This window comes from Sporosarcina sp. SAFN-015 (assembly GCF_051966875.1).
Lineage (GTDB): Bacteria > Bacillota > Bacilli > Bacillales_A > Planococcaceae > Sporosarcina.
The window spans coordinates 91771-115811 of record NZ_JBQCKP010000004.1 but is presented as its reverse complement, the minus strand read 5'-3'; the positions used below and the strand labels follow the sequence as shown (position 1 = coordinate 115811).

At 44.3% G+C, this 24041-nt stretch carries 25 protein-coding genes and 1 other annotated feature; of the genes, 16 read left to right on the top strand and 9 right to left on the bottom strand.

The features are described 5' to 3' along the window. The first annotated feature begins 73 nt into the window (after nt 1–73). Entirely contained in the window at nt 74–1525 is a 1452-nt protein-coding gene (locus ACTHPA_RS08740) for an alpha-amylase family glycosyl hydrolase (RefSeq protein ID WP_440499788.1), read from the top strand. Between the two features lie 67 nt (nt 1526–1592). Here ACTHPA_RS08740 and ACTHPA_RS08735 read toward each other — a convergent pair whose 3' ends face one another. Next, a complete protein-coding gene (locus ACTHPA_RS08735; RefSeq protein WP_440499787.1) occupies nt 1593–2447 on the bottom strand; it encodes a DegV family protein in 855 nt (284 codons plus the stop codon). Nucleotides 2448–2470: 23 nt separating this feature from the next. After that, nucleotides 2471–3289, bottom strand: a complete 819-nt coding sequence (locus tag ACTHPA_RS08730; RefSeq protein WP_440499786.1) for a Cof-type HAD-IIB family hydrolase — start codon at nt 3287–3289, stop codon at nt 2471–2473. 200 nt (nt 3290–3489) lie between these two features. Between ACTHPA_RS08730 and ACTHPA_RS08725 the strand changes: the two genes are divergently transcribed. The 3 genes from ACTHPA_RS08725 to ACTHPA_RS08715 all read left to right on the top strand — a co-directional run bounded on the left by ACTHPA_RS08725 (nt 3490) and on the right by ACTHPA_RS08715 (nt 6923). Continuing rightward, a complete protein-coding gene (locus ACTHPA_RS08725) occupies nt 3490–4251 on the top strand; it encodes a prolyl oligopeptidase family serine peptidase (protein ID WP_440499785.1) in 762 nt (253 codons plus the stop codon). A 50-nt stretch (nt 4252–4301) separates the two neighbouring features. Next, entirely contained in the window at nt 4302–4610 is a 309-nt protein-coding gene (locus ACTHPA_RS08720; RefSeq protein ID WP_440499784.1) for a metal-sulfur cluster assembly factor, read from the top strand. Nucleotides 4611–4781: 171 nt separating this feature from the next. After that, nucleotides 4782–6923, top strand: a complete 2142-nt coding sequence (locus tag ACTHPA_RS08715; RefSeq protein WP_440499783.1) for an ATP-dependent Clp protease ATP-binding subunit — start codon at nt 4782–4784, stop codon at nt 6921–6923. Here the strand turns inward: ACTHPA_RS08715 and ACTHPA_RS08710 are convergent. Together ACTHPA_RS08710 and ACTHPA_RS08705 are read right to left on the bottom strand one after the other, a co-directional pair. Then, complete coding sequence (locus ACTHPA_RS08710; RefSeq protein WP_440499782.1) at nt 6847–7326, bottom strand: hypothetical protein; 480 nt, start codon at nt 7324–7326, stop codon at nt 6847–6849. The genes ACTHPA_RS08715 and ACTHPA_RS08710 overlap by 77 nt on opposite strands. Before the next feature lie 31 nt (nt 7327–7357). Beyond that, nucleotides 7358–7543 carry a DUF2929 family protein gene (locus tag ACTHPA_RS08705; RefSeq protein ID WP_440499781.1) on the bottom strand — a complete coding sequence of 62 codons (186 nt, stop codon included), beginning with the start codon at nt 7541–7543 and terminating at the stop codon, nt 7358–7360. Nucleotides 7544–7729: 186 nt separating this feature from the next. Here ACTHPA_RS08705 and ACTHPA_RS08700 point away from each other — a divergent pair, with 186 nt between their 5' ends. From ACTHPA_RS08700 to ACTHPA_RS08690, 3 genes are all read left to right on the top strand, one after another. Beyond that, on the top strand, nt 7730–8662 hold the full coding sequence (locus ACTHPA_RS08700; protein ID WP_440499780.1) for a beta-ketoacyl-ACP synthase III: 933 nt from the start codon (nt 7730–7732) through the stop codon (nt 8660–8662). 74 nt (nt 8663–8736) lie between these two features. Further along, nucleotides 8737–9972, top strand: a complete 1236-nt coding sequence (gene fabF, locus ACTHPA_RS08695) for a beta-ketoacyl-ACP synthase II (RefSeq protein ID WP_440499779.1) — start codon at nt 8737–8739, stop codon at nt 9970–9972. Between the two features lie 229 nt (nt 9973–10201). Next, entirely contained in the window at nt 10202–10420 is a 219-nt protein-coding gene (locus ACTHPA_RS08690; RefSeq protein WP_440499778.1) for a hypothetical protein, read from the top strand. Here ACTHPA_RS08690 and trpS read toward each other — a convergent pair. Continuing rightward, on the bottom strand, nt 10377–11363 hold the full coding sequence (trpS, locus tag ACTHPA_RS08685; protein ID WP_440499777.1) for a tryptophan--tRNA ligase: 987 nt from the start codon (nt 11361–11363) through the stop codon (nt 10377–10379). The genes ACTHPA_RS08690 and trpS overlap by 44 nt on opposite strands. Before the next feature lie 44 nt (nt 11364–11407). Next, nucleotides 11408–11635, bottom strand: a binding site (T-box leader). A gap of 190 nt (nt 11636–11825) precedes the next feature. Between trpS and ACTHPA_RS08680 the strand changes: the two genes are divergently transcribed. From ACTHPA_RS08680 to pepF, 5 genes are all read left to right on the top strand, one after another. Next, entirely contained in the window at nt 11826–13031 is a 1206-nt protein-coding gene (locus ACTHPA_RS08680) for a putative glycoside hydrolase (protein ID WP_440499776.1), read from the top strand. Nucleotides 13032–13430: 399 nt separating this feature from the next. Continuing rightward, nucleotides 13431–13829 (top strand): transcriptional regulator SpxA, encoded by a 399-nt coding sequence (gene spxA, locus ACTHPA_RS08675; RefSeq protein ID WP_060206922.1) that lies wholly within the window; start codon nt 13431–13433, stop codon nt 13827–13829. A gap of 241 nt (nt 13830–14070) precedes the next feature. After that, nucleotides 14071–14724: an adaptor protein MecA gene (gene mecA, locus ACTHPA_RS08670; protein WP_440499775.1), complete on the top strand. Its 654-nt coding sequence runs from the start codon at nt 14071–14073 to the stop codon at nt 14722–14724. Between the two features lie 233 nt (nt 14725–14957). After that, the gene (locus tag ACTHPA_RS08665) at nt 14958–16037 is read left to right on the top strand and encodes a competence protein CoiA (protein WP_440499774.1); all 1080 of its coding nucleotides are present in this window, start codon (nt 14958–14960) and stop codon (nt 16035–16037) included. A 51-nt stretch (nt 16038–16088) separates the two neighbouring features. Next, nucleotides 16089–17903 carry an oligoendopeptidase F gene (gene pepF / locus ACTHPA_RS08660; RefSeq protein WP_440499773.1) on the top strand — a complete coding sequence of 605 codons (1815 nt, stop codon included), beginning with the start codon at nt 16089–16091 and terminating at the stop codon, nt 17901–17903. Nucleotides 17904–18335: 432 nt separating this feature from the next. Here pepF and ACTHPA_RS08655 read toward each other — a convergent pair whose 3' ends face one another. The 3 genes from ACTHPA_RS08655 to ACTHPA_RS08645 all read right to left on the bottom strand — a co-directional run bounded on the left by ACTHPA_RS08655 (nt 18336) and on the right by ACTHPA_RS08645 (nt 20330). Then, a complete protein-coding gene (locus tag ACTHPA_RS08655) occupies nt 18336–19145 on the bottom strand; it encodes a DsbA family protein (protein WP_440499772.1) in 810 nt (269 codons plus the stop codon). After that, entirely contained in the window at nt 19142–19534 is a 393-nt protein-coding gene (locus ACTHPA_RS08650; protein WP_440499771.1) for a globin domain-containing protein, read from the bottom strand. Before ACTHPA_RS08650 ends, ACTHPA_RS08655 begins: the two co-directional genes overlap by 4 nt. 94 nt (nt 19535–19628) lie before the next feature. Then, nucleotides 19629–20330, bottom strand: coding sequence for a lytic transglycosylase domain-containing protein (locus tag ACTHPA_RS08645; protein ID WP_440499770.1), 702 nt, complete (start codon nt 20328–20330; stop codon nt 19629–19631). Between the two features lie 144 nt (nt 20331–20474). Between ACTHPA_RS08645 and ACTHPA_RS08640 the strand changes: the two genes are divergently transcribed. Genes ACTHPA_RS08640 through ACTHPA_RS08625 form a run of 4 tightly spaced genes read left to right on the top strand, consistent with a single transcriptional unit; the run spans nt 20475 to nt 23272 of the window. Beyond that, entirely contained in the window at nt 20475–20867 is a 393-nt protein-coding gene (locus tag ACTHPA_RS08640) for a hypothetical protein (protein WP_440499769.1), read from the top strand. Between the two features lie 15 nt (nt 20868–20882). Then, a complete protein-coding gene (locus ACTHPA_RS08635) occupies nt 20883–21584 on the top strand; it encodes a GTP pyrophosphokinase (RefSeq protein WP_440499768.1) in 702 nt (233 codons plus the stop codon). Beyond that, on the top strand, nt 21556–22356 hold the full coding sequence (locus ACTHPA_RS08630; protein ID WP_440499767.1) for an NAD kinase: 801 nt from the start codon (nt 21556–21558) through the stop codon (nt 22354–22356). The genes ACTHPA_RS08635 and ACTHPA_RS08630 overlap by 29 nt, the downstream gene beginning before the upstream one ends. Further along, complete coding sequence (locus tag ACTHPA_RS08625; RefSeq protein ID WP_440499766.1) at nt 22256–23272, top strand: RluA family pseudouridine synthase; 1017 nt, start codon at nt 22256–22258, stop codon at nt 23270–23272. The genes ACTHPA_RS08630 and ACTHPA_RS08625 overlap by 101 nt, the downstream gene beginning before the upstream one ends. Here the strand turns inward: ACTHPA_RS08625 and prpE are convergent. Then, nucleotides 23260–24000 (bottom strand): bis(5'-nucleosyl)-tetraphosphatase PrpE, encoded by a 741-nt coding sequence (gene prpE, locus ACTHPA_RS08620; RefSeq protein WP_440499765.1) that lies wholly within the window; start codon nt 23998–24000, stop codon nt 23260–23262. The two genes, ACTHPA_RS08625 and prpE, sit on opposite strands and share 13 nt — an antisense overlap. Between the last annotated feature and the right edge of the window lie 41 nt (nt 24001–24041).

Genomic DNA, 24041 nt, shown 5'->3' with positions numbered 1-24041 from the left:
TTCCATTACATGGCGAGGTGCGTTCTGTTTTGTTAAAATGGCAAGAGATAGCTTGTCTGAGGAGGATTTTTTCGTGAAAGGGAAACGTTTGATTGGCATAGCTGCCATTTTTTTATTGTTTATTTCTGCATTCATGCCTGCTGCTGCTTTTGCCAAGGCGGAACGGGGCATTCTGGATGAGAGTATATACGATCTGCTTGTAGACCGTTTCAATAACGGCGCACGCAACAATGATATCGATGTCGATACACATAATGGCAACGCCTTCAATGGCGGCGATTTCGTCGGTGTCCAAGCACGGTTGCAGCATATTATCGATATGGGCTTTACGATGATTTCGTTAGGTCCGGTCTTCAAGACAGAGACGTATGATGGAAACGGGGTTCTGTCCTATACCGAGTTGGAACCTCATTTCGGTACGGAAGAAGAGTTAGATGCATTAGTCAAGGAAGTCCATGAGAAGAAAATGAAAGTGATCGCCGATTTTCCTTTGGGGAAGGTCAGTGCGGAACATGAATGGGCGAAAGGACAGACATATCAATTCGTCCATTCCGCTGACGGCACGGTAGATTGGAATTCGTCCGATGAAAACGTGCAGAACGCATTAATCGAAGCAGCGGTAGATTTCATCACGACTTACGAACTAGATGGAATCCGTCTGACAAAACTCGACGGGTTTGATGAGGCGTTCTTGAATAAAATGATCGACGCAATCCATGACACTAAGGAAGGCGCATACGTATTGACGAATGAAAAAAGCGGGGCAGCCTTTGATTTGCAGCCGAGCGATGAGAAAATGGAAGCGCTCCGTCAGTCATTCGTTAAAGCAGATCCGGATTCAACTCCGCTAAATATTTTCAAGGAAAGTGAAGACCGCGGCTTGCTGCAGTACGATGATTTGACGGGACCACGTTTCACGTATGATATCGTGGAAGCCCGGATGTTCCCACCGACCCGCTGGAAAGTGGCTGCAACTGCATTATTTACGCTTCCTGGCGTGCCACTCATGACATACGGGACGGAAATAGCAGTCAACGGTAAAGAAGCACCTGAAAGCCATCCGCTTTTCAATTTCAAGACGGACATGGAATTCAAGGATTTAATCGGTAATTTGAATTTGCTTCGCAATGAATCGGAAACTCTTCGGAACGGTGAATTCGAATTGTTGCACAATGAAGATGGCTTCCTTATCTTTAAAAGGACTTCGGAAGATGAAACATGGTTGATCGCCATTAACAACACATCGAAAACTGCGAGTTTGTCAATACCTGCCGAAAAGATCGGTGCAAACAAGAAATTGCGTGGAGTATTGGATGGCGATTTAATCCGGGAATCTGATGACGGTATGTTCCGTGTCATTTTGGACAGAGAACTTGCGGAAGTGTACATTGCGGATGATGATAAAGGTTTTAATACTCCTTATTTGATCGCGTCGATTCTCGTTTACGTTCTTTTCCTAGGTTTCTTGTTCCTCGTTATTAAAAAAGGACGGGAAAACAGGAGGAAGGGAAAAGAAAAAGTATAAAATGAAGATGCCTTTTCGGACTTGGTGGCGGCCATGTCTGAAAAGGCATTTTATGATGGAACGTATATTATTGATTGACCTTATTCAAAAAGAAAATTGCAATCGTGCCAGGTCCGGAATGGGATCCGATAGCTGACCCAATCATATGGATTTCGACATTTTTCGGCTGTAATTTCTCTTCAATAAGTGCTTTCATTTCAAGAGCTGTGCTTTCGTCATCCCCGTGACTGATGGCAATTGTCTGTTTTGAAAATTCGGCTCCCCGTTCTTCCATCAGCTCAATGATGCGGCGAAGCACTTTTTTTCGGCCACGATGTTTTTCGATCGGGACGAGCTTTCCGCCTTCGACATGAAGGAGCGGTTTAATGTTCAAGAGGCCGCCGATGAAAGCGCTCGCCTTTGATACGCGTCCGCCTTTCGCCAAGTAATCGAGATCGTCCACTGTGAACAGGTGCTCCATATGGGCGGCCATGTCACGGATTTTACGTTCAATTGTCCTTACATCATCGCCTGCATCCCGTAGACGGACTGCTTCCTTCACAAGAAGACCATGTCCTAGAGAAGCACAGCGTGAATCGATGATGACGAGATTCATGCCCGGATTTCCTTCTTTGACTTGGTCCTTCATCATGATTGCTGTGTTGTACGTGCCTGATAGCTCGGACGAAAAAGCGATGTACAGACCGTCTTCTCCTGATGCGGCAAGTTCCTTCCAAGTGGAAAGGAACAGTTCGGGCGATGCTTGTGATGTTTTTGGATGCTTTCCACTACGGATGGCACTATATACTTCCTTGGAATCAATCTCAAGGACATCATCGCCTTCCTTGTCATCGATTAACACGCGTAATGGGATAAGCGTAACATCGTTTTCGTCAAAAAATGATTTCGGCAAATCTGAACCACTGTCAGCAAAAATTCTCATTGTAAAGTCCCCTCACATTCTTTTTATATTTTGTTTGTTAATAATAACCGTTCTTTCAGTACTTCGGCAATTCCATCTTCGTTATTCGTCAACGTCACTTCGTCAGCAATGGATTTCAGTCTGTCTATTCCGTTGCCCATTGCGACGCCGACACCTGCGTAATCGATCATTTCAAGATCATTATCTTCATCGCCAAAAGCGATAATACGCTCGCGCGGGATTCCTAGATATTTAGCGACATGCGATATGCCGACTGCCTTATTCAACCCGTGGCGTACAATTTCGATGACATCAAATGGAGCACCCCATCGTCTATGGTCGATCGCTTCTGCGTGGACTTCCGCCAAATGCCTTCGGATCGTATCGACATTCGTTGGATCCGCTTGAATAAGCAAGCTCGTAGGTTCGACTTGCAAGGATTCCCGTATATCGCCTTGTTTGATGACAGGAGCTCCGAAGCTGAGGATATCCAAAAGCTTTTCATCGTGATATTGCAAGTATACATCGTCCATCACTTCCGCAATGATATTATGGAATCGGAAATCCTGCATCGCTTCGACAACATCATTGACGACGGGAAGAGCAATCGTTTCATGGACCGTTTTCCATGAGCGGTCGGTCGGATTATGTACGAACGCTCCATTAAAGTTGACGATCGGTGTAGTTAAGCCAAGCTCGCGGTAGTAAATCGAGCTTGCACGATATGGCCTTCCAGTCGCAATCATTACTTGGTGGCCTTGTTCTTCCGCACGCTTTAATGTATTGGCAGTTTCCTCCGAAATCACTTTCTCGTCTGTTAACAATGTCCCGTCCAAGTCGAGGACAATCAAATGCGGCTTCATAATTCCGCCCCCTTTGGAAAGTTTCTTTGTTCTATACCCAATTCATTCAGTGATTCAACGAGCTAATACAGCTTGTTATTATACTGTCCAGTTTATCGTTATCTATCTTGGCAAGTCAAAACATTCCAGCGGAAAACCGTCCTTTTTGTTTTTCTAGTAAAACTTTGATACGATTTAGAAAAAGTACAGAAGGTGTTCGAATGATTGTCAAAGAGGAAAATTGGAGCAATATACCATTACTGCATATTGTGGATGAAACAATGGAAAATAGCAATATACCAACCGTCATCTTCCTACACGGCTTTACGAGTGCCAAAGAGCATAACTTGCATTACGCATATAATATCGCAAAGAAAGGATACCGCGTCCTGTTGCCCGATGCCCATTTGCATGGTTCACGGGATGAAGGTTTGGATGAAGTCCAATTGAGCTTGCGTTTTTGGGAAATCGTCCTCACATCGATTGAAGAAATGGATGTGCTATATAAAGAGTTGAGGGAGAGAGGCGTATCAAAAATCGGCATGGGCGGCACTTCTATGGGCGGAATTACTACGCTTGGCTGCTTGACTGCGTATCCATGGATTGACGTAGCGACCGTCATGATGGGAGCACCAGGATATGTAGAGCTTGCTAAAGCACAAATGTCTCAATTTGAGCGTCGCGGTTTCAAATTGCCAATTACCGACGAAGAACGGAAAGCGCTGCTTGATACACTCGCTATTTTCGATTTGACGAAACAAAAGCAAAAGCTCAACAATCGTCCCGTTTTCTTCTGGCACGGGCAAAACGATACGACCGTTCCGTTTGAACCGACATTTAATTTCTTCAACGCGGCGAAGAAGGATTATGAAAATGAACCTGAGCGATTTGAATTTATAAAAGATCCAATAGCAGGGCACGCCGTTTCAAGATCTGGCATGCTTCGGTCGGTCGATTGGTTCGCATCTTATTTGAATGAATAAGCCATCCTTGCTATGATGAAGGCAGAACAGATTCGGAAAGGGGAATTTCAATGAATGATGATATGAAAGGCAGCTTGATGGGTGCCTTGGAAAATGTGATCGATCCCGAGCTCGGTATTGATATCGTCAACTTGGGACTTGTCTATGATGCAGAACTGGACGAAGAAGGTACTGCCAAAGTAACAATGACATTGACATCACTCGGTTGTCCGATGGGACCTCAAATCGTCGCCAACATCAAACAGGAACTGCAAGAGTTGCCTGAAGTGAAAGACGTGGATGTCAACATTGTTTGGAATCCGCCATGGTCGAGAGATAATATGTCACGCTATGCGAAAATGGCGCTTGGCGTGCGTTAATAAACCATAAAAAAAGGTTGTTTGACTTATTGTCAGACGGCCTTTTTTGTTTAACGCTTTTTAGGAAGGGTAGAGGAAAAAAGTAGGCAGTTTGCTTTACTTATAGGAAGGAAAAGCATATAATTTTAATTAATCAAAGATAGTCAAAGTCAAACAATGAGGTGATTGTATATGAGAATGGATGGCGTACAAGAAGACCAACGTACACCACTTGAACAATTTGGCCGAAATCTCGTTGAAGATGTGAAAAACGGCAAAATGGATCCAGTCATCGGACGAGATGAAGAAATTCGGAATGTCATTCGGATTTTATCAAGAAAAACGAAAAACAATCCCGTACTGATCGGGGAGCCTGGTGTCGGTAAAACCGCGATTGTCGAAGGGCTTGCCCAACGGATCGTCAAAGGTGATGTGCCGGAAGGGCTTAAGGATAAGCAGATTTTCGAATTGGATATGAGCTCGCTTATCGCCGGCGCCAAATACCGAGGGGAATTCGAGGAGCGGTTGAAAGGCGTTTTAAAGCAAGTGAAGGAAAGTAATGGAGAAATCATCCTTTTCATCGATGAAATTCATACGATTGTCGGGGCAGGCAAGACGGAAGGCGCGATGGATGCCGGTAATATGTTGAAACCGATGCTTGCGCGCGGAGAGCTGTATTGCATCGGGGCGACGACGCTCGACGAATACCGAATGTATATTGAGAAAGATCCGGCACTGGAGCGCCGCTTCCAGCAAGTTATGGTGCGCGAACCTTCCGTTGAAGATACGATTTCAATCCTACGTGGCTTGAAAGAACGTTTTGAACTGCATCACGGCGTTCGCATCCATGACCGTGCTTTAGTTGCGGCTGCGACATTATCTGACCGCTATTTGACGGAACGGTTCATGCCGGACAAAGCGATTGATTTGATGGATGAAGCGAGCGCGATGATCCGGACGGAAATCGATTCAATGCCGCAGGAACTTGATTCGGTCACACGACGGATCATGCAGCTCGAAATCGAGGAGCAAGCGTTGCGGAAAGAAAAGGATGCAATCAGTCAAAACCGTCTCGAAGCATTGCGCACCGAGCTGCAAGAGCTGAAAGATTCTTCTGCCGGTATGCGGGAACAGTGGAACAAAGAGAAAGAGGCTTTGCGTAATATTCAAGCGAAACGGGAAGATCTTGATCGGTACCGCCGTGAGTTGGAAGATGCGCAAAATCGTTTTGATTTAAATAAAGCCGCAGAACTCCAATACGGCAAAATTCCAGAGCTTGAAAAACAACTTCAGGAATTGGAAGCGCCGCTTGCGAATAGTTCAGACAGCCGTTTGCTCCGCGAAGAAGTGACTGAGGACGAAATTGCAATGATCGTGGCCCGCTGGACGGGAATTCCGGTCACGAAGCTCGTTGAAGGGGAACGGGAGAAGTTGCTGCGTCTCCGCGAAACATTAGAAGAGAGAGTTATTGGTCAAGACGATGCCGTGCAGCTCGTTACTGAAGCGGTTTGGCGTGCACGTGCAGGCATAAAAGACCCGAATAAGCCAATCGGATCCTTCCTGTTCCTTGGTCCTACCGGGGTAGGGAAGACGGAGCTTGCGAAAACGCTGGCAGCAACGCTGTTCGATTCGGAAGATCATTTCATAAGAATCGATATGTCCGAATATATGGAGAAGCACAGTGTATCTCGCCTCGTCGGAGCGCCTCCAGGTTATGTCGGCTACGAAGAGGGCGGACAGTTGACGGAAGCGGTACGACGCAATCCGTACTCGGTCGTACTTCTTGATGAAATCGAGAAAGCGCATCCAGATGTATCTAATATTTTGCTGCAAATATTAGATGACGGTCGGATTACGGACAGCCAAGGACGTCTCGTCAATTTCACAAATACTGTCGTCATTATGACGTCCAATATCGGCTCGGCATACTTGCTGCAAGGCCAGTTTGATTCGGATGAGCATGCCGCAGAGGATCTGGTCATGGCGGAGTTGCGCCGCCACTTCAAACCGGAGCTTTTGAACCGGATGGATGATATTATCATCTTCCATTCGTTATCAGGCGACTCGTTCCGTTTGATTGCACGTAAAATGCTCGAGGATCTTGTTAGACGGCTCGATGAACAAGAGATCGACTTGGAGTATAACGATGATGTACTAGACTGGATTGTCAAGGAAGGCACGGACGCGGAGTTTGGTGCAAGACCGTTGAAACGATTCATTCAACGCCACGTCGAAACAGTCGTCGCGAAGGAAATCATTAAAGGTGATTTGAAAGATGGCCAGAAATTGGTGTTGACGATGGAAGACGGGAAATTGAAGATTGATAAACAATAAAGAAAGCCTTGGTCACCGATTTAACATCGGCTACCAAGGCTTCTTTGCTTCTCGCGCCCAAAGAAGCGTCTCTCGCGTCCAAAGTGGCGTGTTCCGCGTCCAAAGTGTCGTGTTCCGCGTCCAAAGTGGCGTGTTCCGCGTCCAAAGTGACCTGTTCTGCGTCCAAAGTGGCGTGTTCCGCGTCCAAAGTGGCGTGTTCCGCGTCCAAAATGGCGTGTTCCGCGTCCAAAGCGGCATGTTCCGCGTCCAAAGTGGCGTGTTCCGCGTCCAAAATGGCGTGTTCCGCGTCCAAAGTGACCTGTTCTGCGCCTAAAGCGACGTTTTCCACGCCCAAAGTTACGACTACCGCGCTTAAAATATCAACTTCCACATGCAATGGACTTAGAACAAATAAAAAAACCATCCACAATTAAGTGAACGGCTTTACAGATGAATCAATAATCTGCGACTTGCTCGTCAGGAATGACAGCAGTTACGCCTAGTACGATAACTGACAAGATGACCGAAGCGATGACTCCGCCCATGAAGTCGAAAGATGCGATTCCGGCGATTGAACCGGCTACGTAGTTCAACATCGTTACAAGTAGAAAAGACCAAACAAATGTAATGATATATTTCATCAAATTCACCTCATTGTAACTATTTCCTCGTTCATCATACCATAGCACCACCAATCAATAAACAAAATTATATGCAATCTAGATTTTCTTTGGCGAAATCGTGTCGACATATTGAAAAACGATGTGTTATCTTCTATAATTAATACCAGGTACTAATATTAGATGATAAGGAACGGGGTATGTAATATGAATGCAGGGTTGATCGGTGTAGGGAAATTTGTTCCTACGCAAGTTGTGACAAACCATGATCTTGAACAGCGTATCGATACGACAGATGAATGGATCCGCACGCGCACAGGTATTGAAGAAAGACGCATTGCAGATGACAATACCGATACATCCGACATGGCGTATAACGCAGCAGTGGACGCTATTGAAAATTCAGGTCTCCATCCGGAAGATATCGAAATGATCATCGTAGCAACTGTGACGCCAGACCGTCCATTCCCATCCGTCGCAACGATGATCCAAGAGCGACTAGGTGCGAAAAATGCGGCAGCGATGGATGTATCTGCGGCTTGTGCGGGCTTCATGTACGGCGTTGTCATGGCTAAACATTTCGTTGAAGCGGGAACGTATAAACATGTCCTCGTCGTAGGTGTAGAGAAACTATCAAAAATTACGGATTGGGAAGACCGCAATACAGCAGTCCTTTTCGGAGACGGTGCAGGTGCTGCGGTTGTTGGAAAAGTAAGCGAAGGCCGGGGAATCCTTTCCTTCGAATTAGGAGCGGATGGTACGGGAGGCAAGCATTTATACCAAGATAAATATATCCATATGAATGGGCGTGAAGTATTTAAATTTGCGGTCCGTCAAATGGGCGAATCAGCTGTAAATGTAACGAAAAAGGCTGGTCTGACGACAGATGACGTCGATTACTTAATTCCGCACCAAGCGAATATCCGCATTATGGAAGCATCTCGTGAAAGGCTCGGACTTCCTATTGAAAGAATGTCCAAATCCGTCCATAAATACGGAAACACGTCAGCTGCATCGATTCCAATCTCGTTATTCGATGATTTGCAGGAAGGCCGCGTCAAAGATGATGACGTTATCGTCCTAGTCGGCTTCGGCGGCGGACTCACATGGGGCGCCCTATGTATAAAATGGGGAAAATAAAATAGGATTACTATATAATAAACGAAGCGATATAACTAATTATGAATTGTAAAAATGAAGGGGAGTTTTCAATAATGGAAAAACGTCGTGTAGTCGTTACAGGAGTTGGAGCAGTTTCTCCAGTAGGAAATTCCGCAGAAGAATCATGGGAAGCGGTATTGAACGGAAAATCTGGAATCGGACCTCTTACAAGACTGGATAGTGAACAATTTCCGGTAAAAGTAGCGGCAGAAGTGAAAGATTTTGATATCGAAGAATACATTTCTCGAAAAGATGCGCGGAAGATGGACCGTTTTACACATTACGCATTGGCTGCGTCCATCATGGCAATGAAAGATGCAGACCTCGAATTGGATGAAGAGACAGCATTGCGCACCGGCGTCTGGATCGGTTCAGGCATCGGCGGCATGGAAACGCATGAGCAGCAATTCAAGACATTCCTTGAAAAAGGATACCGTCGTGTCAGCCCATTCTTCGTTCCAATGATGATTCCTGATATGGCATCAGGTCAAGTATCGATTCATTTCGGTGCGAAGGGCATCAACTCATGTACAGTGACAGCATGCGCATCCGGAACGAACTCAATCGGAGATGCATTCGAAGTAATTAAACGCGGTGATGCAGACGTCATGATTACAGGAGGCGCGGAAGCACCAATTACAACGATGGCGGTGGCAGGCTTCTGCTCCAACACAGCATTATCCCTAAACCCTGATCCCGCAACAGCTTCACGTCCATTCGATAAAGAGCGGGACGGCTTTGTCATCGGGGAAGGCGCGGGCATCCTTATTCTTGAGGAGTATGAGCATGCAGTGAAGCGCGGTGCCAAAATCTACGCGGAAATCGTAGGATACGGCTCAACAGGCGATGCGCATCATATTACAGCACCTGCCCCTGAAGGAGAGGGTGCTGCACGTGCAATGCGTCAAGCTCTTGACGAGGCAGAGATTAGCCCAGATAAAATCGATTACATTAATGCCCACGGTACGAGCACACCGTATAACGACTTGTTCGAAACGATTGCTGCGAAGACGGTTTTCGGTGAACATGCGTATAAGCTTGCAATGAGCTCAACGAAATCGATGACTGGACATTTGCTCGGCGCTGCAGGCGGACTGGAAGCAATCTTTACGGTAAAGGCATTGCAAGAAGGGATTCTTCCTCCGACAACGAATTATGTGAATGAAGATCCTGAATGCGACCTCGACTATGTCGTTAATCAAGCAAGAAAAGCGGACATCGAATATGCGATGAGCAACTCTCTCGGTTTCGGTGGACATAACGCATCACTCGTTTTCAAGAAAATATAATTTTAGGCAAGTAGTAATGGTCAGGAGTTTCTTCAGCCTGATTGAAAACGCTTGCCAGCCTAGGCGCGAAGTCGAGCGAAGACGCGAATAGAACTAAAGTTCATGAGCGGACGAGCGAGACGAGCAACAACGGATGCGAGCGTTTGCCAACAGGCTGAAAGCTCCCCTTTTGATTCTTAAAGGGGAGCTTTCTTTCATACACTGGAAGAAAAGAAAAAGGGCGATGTATATGATGCGTATCTTCCTCTTCCTCATCAGCTACGGACTTATAGTCGTTACTGTCACACATATGATATTCTATTTCAATTATCTTTCGCTTGGATATAGTTGGCAACGGATTTTGCTGTTCATTATCCAAACGCCCGATTTCACGCTTTTTGTCATGGCGGTCATTCTATTAGCGATTACCGTCTTCTTCCAAGCCCCATCGCGGACTCCATTTTTTTGAGAGTAGCAGATGCAATCTCATTTGCTTTTTCTGCTCCCCTGTCAAGATGTCCATCAAGCTCCGAGGAATTGAGAAGCTCTCCATAGCGCTCTTGGAATGGTGTAAGATGCCCGATAACTGCTTCAGCGACGCCAGCTTTAAACGCTCCATAGCCGAGTCCTTCGTACTTCGATTCGAGGTCGGTAATTGAGATGCCACTTAATGCCGATTCAATTGTCAGCAAGTTGGACACCCCAGGCTTGTTTTCAACATCAAATTTTACGAAGCCGTCAGAGTCCGTCACAGCACTCTTGATTTTCTTTTCGATTTCCTTCGGTGTGTCCAATAGCGTAATCGTTCCTTTTTTGTTTGGATCCGATTTGCTCATTTTCTTTAATGGATCTTGCAATGATTTAATGCGGGCTCCATTTTTCGGTATGCGTACTTCCGGGATGGTTAACACCTCGCCGTATCGTTTATTGAAACGTTCCGCCAAGTCTCTTGTCAATTCAACGTGCTGCTTTTGGTCTTCTCCGACTGGCACGATGTCTGAATTGTAAATAAGGATATCTGCGGCCATTAGTGGCGGGTATGTGAGAAGCGCTGCAGAGACGCCTTCTTTCCCCTCGGATTTATCTTTGAATTGAGTCATGCGCTCAAGCTCGCCGATATAGGAAATGCATTGCATCATCCAGCCTGCTTGGGCGTGCGCTGGCACTTCAGATTGAATGAACAGCAAAGATTTCTCCGGATCGATTCCGCTGGCGATATAGATTGCAGCAAGCGAGCGGATTGTTTTTGCCAATTCATCAGGATCTTGCTGTACTGTAATGGCGTGCTGGTCGACGATGCAGAAACGGCAGTCGTATTCATGCTGAAGTTCTGTAAATTGTTTAAATGCACCGATATAGTTCCCTAATGTTACTGTTCCTGTGGGCTGAACACCCGAAAAAATAGTTTTCATCCAATATTCCTCCTCTGAAAATAAAAAAACACCAGACATCCCTAAAAAGGGACGACTGATGTGTATCAACCGTGGTACCACCCGAATTAGCCTGCGTGCAGGCCACTCAAACCCCTTAACGCGGGGGGACGTGAATGGCTACTGGAGAAGCAATCCTTTTTCGCCAATCAAGCTCAGGAACCCAATTCCTCTTGTTCGCCATACCTGGTCGCACCAACCACAGGCTCTCTTCAATGCCATAACAAGAATACTCTTTCCGTCTTCGCTTTTCATAATAGTTGTCAAAAGTATAATACGACATTTGAAATAAAGCAACTATAAAAAATTGATGTAAGAACTAGGTCTATATGCGGAATCTGACAAAAAAATAGGTTTTTCGACTCGATATCCAGGGAATAGATTACTTTCCCTATTCATTGTATTTTTGCTTTGATAGAATAATTGAGAGAGAGGAAGTGTCGTATGAAAAAAATAAAATGGATGACCTCTGTGATGCTTGCAAGCGCAGTTGCCATGCCGATTGCAGTGCAAGCTGACGAGGCGAATACGGATTTTGAATTCGCTGAACGTACATATGGATTTGAAACGATAGATAGTGGAATTGTATCAAGCTCAAAATTATTTCGTTATGATTCCGGACTTGTATTTGAGTACCCGGATGCAGTAAGAGGAATTTACGTGACGGGACATTCGGCAGGGGGTTCCCGATTCGATAGATTGTTAAAACTAATCGACTCGACGGATTTAAATGCAATGGTTATCGATATTAAAGATGATTTCGGCAACTTAACGTATAAGCCTCAAGAGGATTCGCCTTTATTTAAACTGGATATTGGAAAGCCGTACATAAAAGATCCACGTAAAATGTTAGAGACGCTTGAGGAGCAAAAGGTTTATCCAATTGCGAGGGTCGTAGTATTTAAGGATAGCGTGCTTGCGGAGCAACGGCCAGAACTGTCATTCATGGATGGAAATGAAGTTTGGAAAAATGGGAGAGGCGAGTCATTCGTCAATCCATTCATGAAAGAAGTTTGGGATCACAATGTTGATATAGCGATTGAAGCCGCAAAAATGGGATTCAAAGAAATTCAGTTCGATTATGTTCGTTTTCCGGAAGGATTCGAAAAACGGCATGAGACATTGAAATACTCAATGGATGACTACGCAGAGTCGGATCTTGATCCGGTTCAGCGCAGAGTTGAGGCAGTTACGGATTTTGTGGCATATGCACGAGAACAACTGAAGCCATATGACGTGGACGTATCCGTTGATATTTTCGGCTATTCCGCTACTTTGCCTGAAGCGCCTGGAATCGGACAAAACTTCTCGAAGATTTCCGAGAATGTAGATGTCATCTCGTCAATGATTTATCCAAGTCACTGGACGTCGTATTTTGGCATTTCCAAACCCGACCTCGAACCATATCGACTTGTGACCGAATATGCGAAAGTAGAGAACGCCAAGCTGGGAGCCCTGGAAAGCCCACCGGTTTCACGTCCTTGGCTTCAGGATTTCAGCGCACCTTGGCTCGGGAAAGGGAACTATCTTCGCTACGGCAAAAAAGAAGTAGAAGCACAAATTAAAGCACTGAAAGAGAATGGAATCGACGAGTATCTATTATGGAACGCAGGGAATAATTATACAGAAGGTGTAGATTATACGCCATAAATCATTTCCGGAAGCCTTCGTTAATAGGTTTCCGGAAATTTTTCATTGTTTACTGAAACTTTTTATCGTTCCATTTCGTACTACTTAGTGTAGAATGACATTTTTCATTCAACGAATTCTAAATGAGAAAATGATTTTTTTGAAGTAATGATGTTTAAACAATTCATTCGCCGGGTATAACAGTAAAGAAGTGTCCAAGTACATAACTTAAGGAGCTGTAAACCCTACAATATTGCGAAAATGTGACAAAGAAATCATCTGTTCCACTTTTCTTTGAAAAAGTGTATTCATTGAGAATGAATATGTGTATAATAGGAGTTAAGCTCGTTACTTTAAAATTATTCTAATTTAATTTTCTAAATATAAGATAGTTAGCCGACTGAAAGGAAGTGTCAGCGAATGGGAGTTACATTATTTACCTCACCTAGTTGCACATCATGTAGAAAAGCGAAGGCTTGGTTAGAAGAACACGAAATTCCGTATTCTGAAAGGAACATTTTCTCAGAGCCTTTGAATATCGATGAAATTAAACAAATTTTGCGGATGACGGAAGACGGAACGGACGAAATCATTTCAACGCGTTCGAAAATCTTCCAAAAACTAAACGTAGACGTAGAAAGCTTACCGCTGCAACGTTTATATGAACTAATCCAAGAACATCCGGGCCTATTAAGAAGACCAATCATCTTAGATGAAAAAAGGCTTCAGGTAGGATATAATGAAGATGAAATCAGACGCTTCCTACCTAGAAAAGTAAGGGCCTATCAGCTTCTTGAAGCGCGGCGCATGGTAAACTAACTAAAGACATAGTAAAGCTGATAGGGAGATAACAGGCATTTAGCCAATCCTATCGGCTTTTTATTTTCTCCTTGCTTTGTGGGCTGGTGTTCTCTACAATGCTAGTAACATTATTTAACTCCCTGAGGATAACCCTTTCAAAACCTCATGGACGGTCATATAGTAAGTATAAGCATTGCAGGTTTATTGCGAAAATAACGAAATGGGCTCAAGCCTGTTTGTAGGAAGGGAGAGAAAAGGGATGGAAATAGAGCGAATTAATGATAATACTGTAAAGTTTTACCTTTCGTATATAGACATTGAGGAACGGGGCTTTACACGTGAAGAGGTTTGGTACAATCGCGATAAAAGCGAAGAGCTCTTCTGGGAGATGATGGATGAGATCAATGACGAGACTGAATTTGAAGTGGAAGGTCCGTTATGGATACAAGTCCATGCGATGAATAACGGAATTGAAGTGACAGTGACGCGGGCTCAAGTTTCGGATAATGATGAATCGGATGGCCAATTCGGTTTGGATGATTCCAGAAAGCCTTTTGAACCAGATCCCAGCATGTTTGCCAATTCCGAACAGCTTATGAGCGAGTTGAACGATGAGCCAGTTGTTTGGACGTCCGATATGTTCGTCTTTGATGAGTTTGAAAACGTCATTTCGCTGTCAAAAGTCATTCCGCAATTTGCTGTTGAATCATCTCTCTATTCGTTTGAAAATAAATTCTATTTATACGTAGTTTATGATGAATCGAAAATGGACGATGATGATAAATCCGACTACTGTAGCCTCGTTTCTGAATACGGCTCGTTATCCCAAGTGACGATCCACCGCCTTGAGGAATACGGCAAAGTCATTATGGAATCTGATGTAATGGCAACTGTGAATAAATATTTCGGCTAATAACGATAATATAGCTGTTTCCCGGTAATAAGGGGGGACGGCTTTTTTGTTGTGAAATGAATTTATAGTTAGATCCAGACTTAATTACCAGTTAAATAGGTTAAGATTCATAATATTTGAAATCACATGCCGTGTTTCCTACAATACAATTGAAAGGAGTGAGGGTCATTTTAACAGCTTGGACAAATGAAGGCCGACTGATCATTCTATCCCCAGAGCTGGGAAGGAAAGAATTGCGAGAATGGAGGCAGAAGCAAAGTTTTTATTGTCCGCAATGCAAAAGTCCGGTCCAGTTGAAAGTCGGCGATATTGTGGTACCGCATTTTGCACACCAGAGGAATACTACTTGTATCGATTCTTTTTCCGAAGGGGAATCCCAACAACATTTGAACGGAAAACGGTTATTGTATCAGTTGCTGAAGGAACGCGGGCAAGAAGTAGAATTGGAGCCATTATTGAACAAGATTTCACAGCGTCCCGACTTGCTCGTCAAAGTAGGAAAAAAGAAGTTTCCGATTGAATTCCAATGCAGTACAATCCCCATTTCCGATCTAGAAGAGCGGACAGGTGGATATCGCAGAGCAGGCATGGAACCAATCTGGATTTTGCATACACCTGCAAAATTCGCTAACACCCCAGAAGGCGTCGGCATTTTTCAGTTTTCTAAGTTTCAAGAATGGTTCATCGTCAGTACCCATCCTAATGGAGACGTTCTCCTCACTTTTAACCCCCACACACTAACATTTCACTATTTCAGTAGTCTGCTGCATGTAGCCGGACAGCGGTATATCGGAATGCACCGCGTTCTTCCCCTTGGTTTTCAAATTTTCCCTTTCGCACGCCCGAAGTCACCAACCGAAAATGATATTAAACTATATGGAAATCTTTATGCTGCACATCGGCAAAAGGATTTGCAAAACAGGATTTTATTGAATAGAAAAGGCATCAAAGACCCATTCTTAAGAAGCTGCTATGAAATGAAAATGCTCCCTACACAGCTGCCGCCATGGATCGGTATACCGATTATAGGAAATCAATCATTCCGCGAAGCAGATGTTGAATGGCAGTTCCGTTTTATTCATTTTCTCAAGCGGAACAGAATTCCGGTTTCAGATGTTTCAACATATGCAATTGAGCGTTTTATCCACGGATTTGATAGGAAATTCAACGGAAAAGTCATGGCTTGTAAAAACTATGTCGAATTATTAAGCCAGTTCGGCATAGAGTCAACTGCGTCAAAAACAGATTTTGGTGAAAATGTAATTTTGCAATTAATTTCAGAAAGATTTCTTGCAAATGAGGAACGGAATTGAGAGAATAAAAATGATTCGATTTACGAAGAAAAATGATGGGGAGGTTTTTGAATGTCGACAGAAACTAAAAACAAAGTGTTGACGCGTGATCAAGTGAAAGTAGAAGAAACATGGCGTCTCGAAGATATTTTTCCAAATGATGAGGCATGGGAAAAGGAATTCAAAGAAATTGAAGAACTCTCAGGAAAGGCTGAAACATTTAAAGGCACTTTGAATGAAGGTGCAGATGCATTGTTCGCGGCGCTTTCATACCGAGATACGATTTATCAAAGAATGGGGAAACTGTATACGTATGCCCATTTGAAAGGCGACCAGGATACGACGAACAGCTTCTACCAAGCGATGGAAAGCCGAGCGAAAACTTTGTACGTCAAAATTTCGACAGCACTTTCTTACTTCGCGCCTGAATTGCTTGCTATTCCTGAAGAGGAATTGAATAGCCTCGCAGAAAACAACGATAAATTGAAAGTGTACAAGCATGAATTCGAAGAAATGAACGCTTATCGTGCACATATCCTCCCGGCTGAGCAAGAAGCTATCTTAGCACAAATGGGTGAAGTGACGGGCAGTTCTTCCGAGACATTCAGTATGCTAAACAATGCAGACTTGACGTTTCCGACGGTGAAGGATGAAGACGGGGAAGAGGCAGAGCTGTCACATGGCCGATATATCCGTTTCCTCGAAAGCAAAGATGCTCGTGTACGAGAAGACGCATTTAAAGCAATGTACAGCAAATACGGCGAATTCAAGAACACATTCGCTTCAACGTTGAGCGGAAATGTTAAAAGAAATAACGTCAACGCGCGCATCCGGAAATACTCATCTGCGCGGGAAGCCGCATTGTCAAATAACCATATTCCAGAGCAGGTATATGATAACCTCGTCAATACGATCAATAAAAACCTTGAATTGCATCATCGCTATGTTGCATTGCGAAAAAAGGTCCTCGGTTTAAATGAGCTCCATATGTGGGATATGTTTGCGCCGATGGTGAAAGACGTGGAAATGAAAATTCCATATGAAGAAGCGACAGAAACGATGCTTGAAAGTTTCCATCCGCTAGGTGAGGAGTACACTTCAATTGTAAAAGAAGGACTTGAAAACCGTTGGGTGGATGTCCGTGAAAATAAAGGGAAGCGTTCAGGCGCTTATTCATCTGGCTCATATGGAACAAATCCGTATATCCTTATGAACTGGCAAGACAACGTAAATAATATGTTCACATTGGCTCACGAGTTCGGGCATAGTGTGCATAGCTATTATTCGAGGAAGAATCAGCCGTACAACTATAGCGGTTATTCAATCTTCGTTGCAGAAGTTGCGTCTACAGTAAACGAAGCGATCTTAAACGATCATTTACTGAAAACAATCGATGATAAGCAAAAACGTATTTATTTATTGAACCACTGGCTAGAAGGCTTCCGTGGAACGGTCTTCCGCCAAACAATGTTCGCGGAGTTCGAGCATCTGATCCATCAGCTTGACCAACAAGGCGTCGCATTGACTGCAGACAAATTGTCGGAAGAATATGCTGCATTGAACAAGAAATACTTTGGAGATGCAGTCGAAGAAGATAAGGAAATCGCTCTCGAATGGGCGCGCATCCCTCATTTCTACTACAATTATTATGTGTATCAGTATGCGACAGGCTTCAGTGCTGCTGTGGCACTTAGCCATCAGATCTTGTCAGAAGGGCAGCCAGCTGTCGATCGTTACATCAATCATTTCCTAAAAGCCGGTTCATCGGATTATCCGATTGAAGTATTGAAAAAAGCAGGAGTCGATATGACAAGCACGGCGCCGATTGAAGAGGCGTGCAAAGTGTTTGAGGAAAGATTGAACGAGCTGGAAGAATTGCTTGGTTAATCTAAAACAGTGAAAAAGAACCTGACGCAGCGCTTTCGGCGACTTAGTCAGGTTTTTTCATTTAAGTTGTATTATGATTATATTTATATAACAATAAGTTAAGCGCTTTCATTTTGGTGAGTGAGTAAATGTGTATTTTTACAACTTCTTGAAAGTCTTTAGGTATAGGATTTATCTCGTGTTTTATTTGTGACAGAGATGTGAATTTTTATGTGAAATGTTGATGTTACTATTATTTTATGATAAGTTATAGATGTGAAATAAATCACATACCAAACATACACCCCTTTTGTTTGAACGTGAACATTTCTCCCATTCCCTTTGTAAAAGAGCATCCCTCTCCCCCAAGAGTGGATGCTCTTTTCTTTTATTGTTTACTATAATGTAAAAAGCAGATTGCATGGGATTCGACGACCATGCAATCTGCTTTTTTCAATTAATGCGTTTACGCCATAGCGTCATGTTTGTCAAAGGTAGTCTTTCTATCTTTTGGAGAAGAAGCTGTTTCTTTAATTCGCGCTCGGCCGATTTTTCCGGGATGTTGTATATTTCGGCGATCTCTTTCGTTGAAAGTGAATCGAAACGCAGGAACAATTCATCTAAAGTCGGTGGGGCGTCTGGTCTGATTTCGTACCCGACCATCTCTTCCAAAATCTGTTCATATATTTCATAAGAATGTAAACCATTCACTTTCAAGCCTTCATCTTCAATATTTTCATTGAAGAAAACAAAGGAAGGTGCGTCCTCGACTTCCATTTCATTCGCTAAATGCAAATCGACTTGCATGGAACGCAGTACATGATGTGATGAAAAATCAAGGATGAATTCATCAACATCTAAATTAATACTTTCTGCTATTTCGACGAGCACTGAAAAGGAGAAGACGTTCCTCTTTTTCAAATATGTGTATTCGAATAGTTTCGATAGGAATCGGAAACCTGCACGCTTTCCTTGAAACTCCGCGGCTTTTAAAGCGATGCTCGGAAATGCAGGATGATTTTTATCGCAAGCTTTCGCATCATTCAAGTTGACGAAACAGCATGAATTCGTCTTTGTCAAGGAAGTTCTAAGAACGACTTTCAATGTGAAATAACGTTCATATTCGACTTGCAATCTGCGCAGCAATGGCTGTAGCGCCCAACTGTTCATGCATAAGGGATCTACGAATACGTAAATCTCGATGGGCTTCGACAAGGAGGCTGAAGAAGTAGCGCTGCTTTCCAACAGAGTTTCCCGGTTCACCGCTCATCCTCCTCGCTTCTATTCACCATATGATTTGCAGTTAGTACGAGTCGTTGATAATATACGTCCCGCAATGGTCCTTCCAAACCTACATCATCCATCGCTTCTGCCATGCAGGCGAGCCAAGCTTTTGCACGTGTTGGAGTTATCGGAAAAGGCATATGACGCGCTTTCATCATCGGATGGCCGTGCTCTTCCGTGAATAAATTCGGTCCGCCTAAATATTGTGTTTGAAATTGTTTCTGCTTTCGTGCTGTTTCCGTCAGATCTTCAGGGAAAATCGGATATAGGTCCGGGTGGACAGCCACTTTTTCATAAAAACGATCGATGAGCTCCGACAATTTTTCAGCACCGATTTCCTCATAAGGAATCAAAGGTTTTCGAGTCATGTATGTCAATCTCCTTTGTTCTGACTGTATGGACATTTTATCAACCAAACAATTCTTTCACAAACATATTGCTTTCAACTGAACTAGGAAGCTGTCAGACTTCAAAGCGATTGTAGTAGTTTAGCACTTTAGATACATATTGTTCTGTTTCCTTGAAAGGCGGGATTCCGCCATATTTTCTAACATTTCCGGGGCCGGCATTATAGGCAGCCAATGCCATTTCGACATTGCCGAATTGGTCAAGCATTTGCCGTAAATATTTTGCCCCGCCCATTATATTTTGCTCTGGATCGAATCCGTCTTGCACACCTAACAGTCTAGCAGTGCCTGGCATGAGTTGCATTAAGCCCATGGCACCTGCGCCACTGACTGCTGAGCTGTTAAAGTTGGACTCCTGTTTAATGACAGATGAAATCAAGTTCTCTGGTAAGCTATATGTTTCCGCCGCCCGCTTAATGAAAACTGTGAAGTTGTTCTCTCCAGCAGGTACAGAAGTTTCACTGTTCAACGCTTGAGAGTTGAAAATAGCCGATTGAAGGCCATTTGGTACATAAACGTTATTCGAACCTGCGTATTGGAGACTGTTCATCGACTCAAGTCCTCCAAGCATTCCGAACGACTGTATTGGAAATGTCTCTGTTCGTGTAGAATCTTCTGTCATGCCATTCAATAGATCATTTATCATAACGCTGAATAGCGAGGAAGTTGAATCCTGACTGTTCGCGATAGTTTGCACCGAACCTAGTGTCTGCATCGCCTGGATATCCATCAAAGTGCGTATTGCACGTGCATCCATTTTGCTACTCCCTTTCTTTAGGACTTTCTACTGTTGCTTATGAATTAAGTATATCAAGTTTGACATAAAAACGCATGTTACAGACTGCACCGACGGCTCTCATATGGTAGACTGAACGTAAGATAATTGAAAGGAAGAAGACCTATGCGAATTCAGAACCGAGTAATTAACGGGCAACAGAGCGGTGACGACATCCTGTTTTTGTTGGAGGCGGAAGCTGACCGTCCGACTGGGGTCCCTGCAAAGAAAATGATAACCGATTCCGAAGAACATTCATTTGTCTATTTGATGGACGAAGATGAAGGGTATACATACATACATTTCCCAAAAGAAACTTGGCCATATATGGCGCTTGTATTGGAAGCCGGAACAGACCCGGTTCTCATGTGGAACGATGAAAAAATTCCCTTGCCAGGTTTTGTAGAAGAGCTGACGATGCTCGTCTATAATATCGAAGGGAACGACAATTATGGAGAGGCATTCACGACTGCGGTGGAGCAGGAATTCGAGGCCTTCCTCCAAAACATCAACTACTAGTTTGGAGGGCTACTCATGAAGGAGTGGAAGCAATTTCTTGAACCGTATAAACAGGCCGTTGCCGAACTGAAGGTGAAACTGAAGGGGCTTCGCACGCAGTATGAACTTGAAGGAGTCCATATGCCTGTAGAATTCGTGACAGGCCGAGTGAAACCGCTCGCAAGCATTTATGATAAAACACTTGAAAAGGGTATTCCTTTCCAACCTTCCGCGGAGTTGGCGGAAGAATTGCCGGATATCGCGGGGGTCCGCATCATGTGCCAATTCGTTGATGATATTGGCAAAGTTGTTCATACATTGCGGCAGCGCACCGATATGCAAGTCGTTGAGGAGAGGGACTATATATCTCATAAGAAACCGAGCGGATACCGTTCCTTTCATATGATCATCGAGTACCCGGTTCAAACGATCCACGGGGAAAGGACGATACTCGCGGAAATCCAGATCCGTACGTTGGCAATGAACTTCTGGGCTTCCATCGAACATTCCTTGAATTACAAATATCAAGGCGAATTGCCGAACGAAATCAGACATCGACTGGAACGGGCAGCAGAAGCCGCATTCAGATTGGATGAAGAGATGTCATTGATTCGGGATGAAATACATGACGCCCAGCAATACTTCAGCGCATTTAAAGAAACAGCCGATAGGGATTACGGCAAAACGAAACGGAAAAGGGGAGTCAATGATGAAATTCGCCATCCAGACGAGAAATGATTCATTATCGAATCGGTTAAAAGATGAAGCGAAGGATTATTTGACTGATTTCGGGTTAGTTTTTGACGAAGATGAACCTGATATCGTTTTATCAGTCGGAGGGGATGGCACTTTGCTCCATGCTTTCCATAAATATATCCACCGACTGAAGGATACTGCATTCATCGGCATCCATACGGGGCATCTCGGATTCTATGCCGATTGGAAGCCTGCTGAAATGGAAAAGCTTGTCTTGTCCATTGCCCGGAAGGAATATAATGTCATCGAGTATCCCCTTCTCGAAGTGACGATCAACTATCGGAATTCGGAAAAAGTCGCAAAATATCTTGCGCTCAATGAATCGACGGTAAAATCCCCTGAAGTGACATTAGTCATGGACGTAGAGTTAAATGGTGTACATTTCGAAAGATTCCGCGGGGATGGACTTTGTATGTCGACGCCATCCGGATCAACCGCCTATAATAAGGCACTCGGTGGCGCGATTATCCACCCGTCTTTACATGCCATTCAACTGACTGAAATGGCTTCTATCAACAACCGGGTCTTCCGGACAGTCGGTTCTCCGCTCGTTCTGCCAGCGCATCATAGTTGTGTACTGACGCCGGTCAAAGGGCCGGATTTCATGGTGACGATCGACCATTTGCAACTATTGCATAAAGATGTGAAATCGATTGAATATAAAGTGGCAGATGAGAAAGTTCGGTTTGGCAGGTTCCGTCCTTTCCCATTTTGGACGAGGGTCCACGATTCGTTCATCGCGAGTGATGAGTGAAGTGGTTGTGGATAAAAAGAAGTTCATCCTGGAATTCATTGTTGACGAAGACCGGATCCTACTCCGGGAATTCCTTCATAGCCATGGAATTTCCAAACGGACTTTGACGGCTGTAAAATACGACGGAGGCTGCCTGCTTGTAAACGGGACAGAGAAGACGGTGAGGCATATGCTCAGTAAAGGCGATGCTGTCACAGTTCAGTTTCCGCCGGAAGAGCCAAGCCTCGGTCTAGTTCCTGAAACTGGCAATCTGGCAATCGTTTATGAAGATGAAGCGATTTTGATTATCGATAAGCCTGCTGGTCAAGGAACGATACCTTCACGCGATCAGCCGAACGGGACGGTCGCCAATTTCGTAGCTGGAAAGCTCGAAGCTGAAGGCGTCCCATCGACCGTGCATGTCGTGACGAGGCTGGATACGGATACTTCGGGAATTGTTTGCATAGCAAAAAACCGACATATTCACCATCTGCTCAGCGAACAGATGCAGACAACCGGTTTTGACCGCAGTTATATTGCAATTGTTGAAGGGTATATAGAGAACGATGCCTTCACAATTGAAGAGCCGATCGGACGGAAGGACGGCAGCATTATTGAAAGGACAGTCCGGGATGATGGGCAGTACGCAAGAACCGATGTGAAAGCAGAAGGCCGCTTCGAATGGAACGGCGAAACGTACACAATCATTTCTTTGAAGCTGCATACTGGGCGAACTCATCAAATACGAGTTCATATGCAATGGCTCGGTCACCCGCTTGCTGGAGACGATTTGTACGGCGGCTCTCTTCAATTGATCGATCGTCAAGCGTTGCATTGTGCAGCAATTGGCTTCTGCCATCCGCTGACAGGTGAACCGATGACCTTTACGAGTAGTCTGCCATCGGATATGGCGCAATTAATTCCTCAATCAAAGTGAGTGAACTTCTCCGGGATGAACGGTTGCTGTGATGGAACTGATACGATTTCCATTTCAGGATAGCGGACGGCGGTAAGTTTGCCGCCAAATACGCATCCTGTATCGATATTGACAGTCTGGTTGACGAACCGTGCATCTGTTACTGGAGTATGTCCGTAGACGATCCACGCGTCGCCAAAATACTTTTTCGCCCAATCCCTTCGAACGGGACGGCCGTCCGGAAGCGTTTCGCCGGTCGTATCTCCATAGAGGACGAACGATTGTATTTTCTTTGAAAATGGTTCTCCAATCATCTGTTCACGAATTCCTGCGTGTGCGATAATAAGTTTTCCATTGTCCAGATTTTCGTATAAAGGCAAAGCCTCGTAGAATTGTCTATACCGATCCAGAAAGCGCATTTTGTCTTTAGGAGGTAGGGCATTCAACTCGGCCACTGTCGTTTCAAGCCCATTCTTCAGCTGGACTTTGCTGCCTTTCGAGAAACGGTACAGTTTGTTGCAATGATTGCCGGGAGAATAAATAAGTCGGTGATTATCCTGCAGCTTGAACATCAATTCCAAAGTTTTTAACGAAGCCGGACCCCGATCCATCGAGTCTCCTACAAAAGCGAGCTGCCTTCCATCGTTATGGAAAGGCAAACCCGATGTGAATGAATAACCAAGCTTGTCCATCAAAGACAGCAATTCATCATAACATCCGTGTATATCACCAATAATATCCAGTTTCATATCTATCGATTCTCCTTTGTAGAGATTCTCTTTTCATTATC

Coding starts and splice junctions, on each gene's coding strand:
- ACTHPA_RS08725 (WP_440499785.1), top strand. CDS start 3,490: ATGATTGTCAAAGAGGAAAATTGGAGCAATATACCATTACTGCATATT.
- ACTHPA_RS08630 (WP_440499767.1), top strand. CDS start 21,556: ATGAAATTCGCCATCCAGACGAGAAATGATTCATTATCGAATCGGTTA.
- ACTHPA_RS08640 (WP_440499769.1), top strand. CDS start 20,475: ATGCGAATTCAGAACCGAGTAATTAACGGGCAACAGAGCGGTGACGAC.
- ACTHPA_RS08680 (WP_440499776.1), top strand. CDS start 11,826: ATGAAAAAAATAAAATGGATGACCTCTGTGATGCTTGCAAGCGCAGTT.
- ACTHPA_RS08645 (WP_440499770.1), bottom strand. CDS start 20,330: ATGGATGCACGTGCAATACGCACTTTGATGGATATCCAGGCGATGCAG.
- ACTHPA_RS08715 (WP_440499783.1), top strand. CDS start 4,782: ATGAGAATGGATGGCGTACAAGAAGACCAACGTACACCACTTGAACAA.
- ACTHPA_RS08705 (WP_440499781.1), bottom strand. CDS start 7,543: ATGAAATATATCATTACATTTGTTTGGTCTTTTCTACTTGTAACGATG.
- ACTHPA_RS08700 (WP_440499780.1), top strand. CDS start 7,730: ATGAATGCAGGGTTGATCGGTGTAGGGAAATTTGTTCCTACGCAAGTT.
- ACTHPA_RS08735 (WP_440499787.1), bottom strand. CDS start 2,447: ATGAGAATTTTTGCTGACAGTGGTTCAGATTTGCCGAAATCATTTTTT.
- ACTHPA_RS08710 (WP_440499782.1), bottom strand. CDS start 7,326: ATGGTTTTTTTATTTGTTCTAAGTCCATTGCATGTGGAAGTTGATATT.
- ACTHPA_RS08635 (WP_440499768.1), top strand. CDS start 20,883: ATGAAGGAGTGGAAGCAATTTCTTGAACCGTATAAACAGGCCGTTGCC.
- trpS (WP_440499777.1), bottom strand. CDS start 11,363: ATGAAAACTATTTTTTCGGGTGTTCAGCCCACAGGAACAGTAACATTA.
- ACTHPA_RS08690 (WP_440499778.1), top strand. CDS start 10,202: ATGATGCGTATCTTCCTCTTCCTCATCAGCTACGGACTTATAGTCGTT.
- pepF (WP_440499773.1), top strand. CDS start 16,089: ATGTCGACAGAAACTAAAAACAAAGTGTTGACGCGTGATCAAGTGAAA.
- mecA (WP_440499775.1), top strand. CDS start 14,071: ATGGAAATAGAGCGAATTAATGATAATACTGTAAAGTTTTACCTTTCG.
- ACTHPA_RS08720 (WP_440499784.1), top strand. CDS start 4,302: ATGAATGATGATATGAAAGGCAGCTTGATGGGTGCCTTGGAAAATGTG.
- ACTHPA_RS08730 (WP_440499786.1), bottom strand. CDS start 3,289: ATGAAGCCGCATTTGATTGTCCTCGACTTGGACGGGACATTGTTAACA.
- fabF (WP_440499779.1), top strand. CDS start 8,737: ATGGAAAAACGTCGTGTAGTCGTTACAGGAGTTGGAGCAGTTTCTCCA.
- prpE (WP_440499765.1), bottom strand. CDS start 24,000: ATGAAACTGGATATTATTGGTGATATACACGGATGTTATGATGAATTG.
- spxA (WP_060206922.1), top strand. CDS start 13,431: ATGGGAGTTACATTATTTACCTCACCTAGTTGCACATCATGTAGAAAA.
- ACTHPA_RS08650 (WP_440499771.1), bottom strand. CDS start 19,534: ATGACTCGAAAACCTTTGATTCCTTATGAGGAAATCGGTGCTGAAAAA.